The sequence below is a fragment of the Microbacterium sp. K35 genome (genome assembly GCF_004794375.1).
In the GTDB taxonomy this organism is placed as follows: domain Bacteria; phylum Actinomycetota; class Actinomycetes; order Actinomycetales; family Microbacteriaceae; genus Microbacterium; species Microbacterium sufflavum.
The window spans coordinates 1-1,729 of record NZ_SSDM01000097.1 but is presented as its reverse complement, the minus strand read 5'-3'; the positions used below and the strand labels follow the sequence as shown (position 1 = coordinate 1,729).

Genomic DNA, 1,729 nt, shown 5'->3' with positions numbered 1-1,729 from the left:
GGGCACCGCCTCGTCCACGACGCGGCGCCCGATGCGACGCTCGTGCCCACCGAGGCCACGCTCGCGCCGCCCGTGGACGAGTTCGACCACCTGTGGGGCGCGACCGTGCACACGCCGATCGAGGCCGCCGCGGTGCGTCCGAGCGAGGAGCCCGAGTCCGCTCCGGCCCCGCCGCCCGCCGCGGGCGACCACGACGGCTCCACCATCTCCGCCGCCGAGCTGCGCGACCTGCGGCAGCAGCCCGCGGCGGCGCCCGACGCCCCCACCGAGGTCATCCCGGTCGCCGCGCCCGCCGCGGTGTCGACCGGACGCATCCGCGTCTCGACCGGACAGGTGGTCACGCTCGACCGCACGGTCATCATCGGCCGTCGCCCGCGCTCGACCAGGGCCAGCGGGGCGAACATGCCGCACCTGATCGCGGTCGAGAGCCCGCAGCAGGACATCTCGCGCAGCCACCTCGAGGTGCGTCCCGAGGGCGACACCGTGGTGGTCATCGACCTGCACACGACGAACGGCTCGACGCTGCTGCGCCCTGGTGCCGACCCGGTGCGGCTGCACCCCGGCGAGCAGACGCTCGTGCTGTCCGGCGACGTGGTGGACCTCGGTGACGGCGTGACCGTCGCGTTCGAGGACCTGCCGTGAGTCGTCGCCCCTCCCCGCCGCCCGCCCTGCCCGGCTTCACCTATGTGGAGCCGCTGGGCACGGGCGGCTTCGCCGACGTCTTCCTGTACGAGCAGGAGATGCCGCGGCGCCGGGTCGCGGTGAAGGTGCTGCTCGCCGACCGCATCTCCAGCGGGGCGGCGCAGGAGTTCGCCGACGAGGCGAACGTGATGGCGATGCTGTCCACGCACCCCGCGATCGTCACGATCTATCAGGCGGGTGTCGCGGGCGACGGGCGCCCGTACCTGGTGATGGAGTACTGCCCGCGGCCGAACCTGCAGCTGCGCTCGCGCAAGGAGCCGTTCTCGGTGGCCGAGGCGCTGCGTGTCGGCGTCCAGGTCGCGGGGGCCGTGGAGACCGCGCATCGTGCGGGCGTGCTGCACCGCGACATCAAGCCGGCGAACATCCTCGTCACGGAGTACAACCGTCCGGCGCTGACCGACTTCGGCATCGCGTCCACCACGGGCGCGACGGGCGAGGCGTCGGGCATGTCGATCCCGTGGTCGCCGCCGGAGTCGTTCGCCGAGCCGCCGCAGAGCGGTCCGCGCACCGACGTGTGGGCGCTGGGTGCCACGCTGTACACGCTGCTCGCGGGGCGTTCGCCGTTCGAGCGCCCGGGGGAGCGCAACTCCAGCGCCGACCTGATCGAGCGCATCGAACGGGCGGCGCTGCCCCCGCTCGGGCGTCCCGACTCGCCCGAGAGCCTGCAGCGGCTGCTCGAGCGGGCGATGGCCAAGAACCCCGACGACCGCTTCCCGAGCGCGGTCGCCTTCGCCCGGGCGCTGCAGAAGGTGCAGATCGAGCTGTCGCACTCGGTCACGCCGATCGACATCGTCGACGACCACCCGCCCGCGGAAGACCTGGAGGACGACAACGACGGCCTGACCCGGGTGCGGGAGATCGTCAGCATCGACCCCGGCATGTCCACCTCGACGCGGCCGTCCGCGGCCACGCAGCCCAAGGGTCCGTCGGTCGTGGTGCCCGACGCCCCGCGGTTCGACTCCCCGCCGCGTCCGGAGCCCGACGTGGAGCAGACGCAGCGTCGGGCTCCGGAAGATCGGAAGAGCGT

At 73.7% G+C, this 1,729-nt stretch carries 2 protein-coding genes; both read left to right on the top strand.

The genetic code is table 11. The features are described 5' to 3' along the window. Positions 1-642, top strand: a 642-nt coding sequence (locus DW299_RS02605; protein WP_136035541.1) for an FHA domain-containing protein, incomplete at its 5' end; no start/stop codon positions are given. After that, positions 639-1,729: serine/threonine-protein kinase (locus DW299_RS02600; RefSeq protein ID WP_136035540.1), on the top strand; the 1,091-nt coding region annotated here is incomplete at its 3' end. The genes DW299_RS02605 and DW299_RS02600, both read left to right, overlap by 4 nt.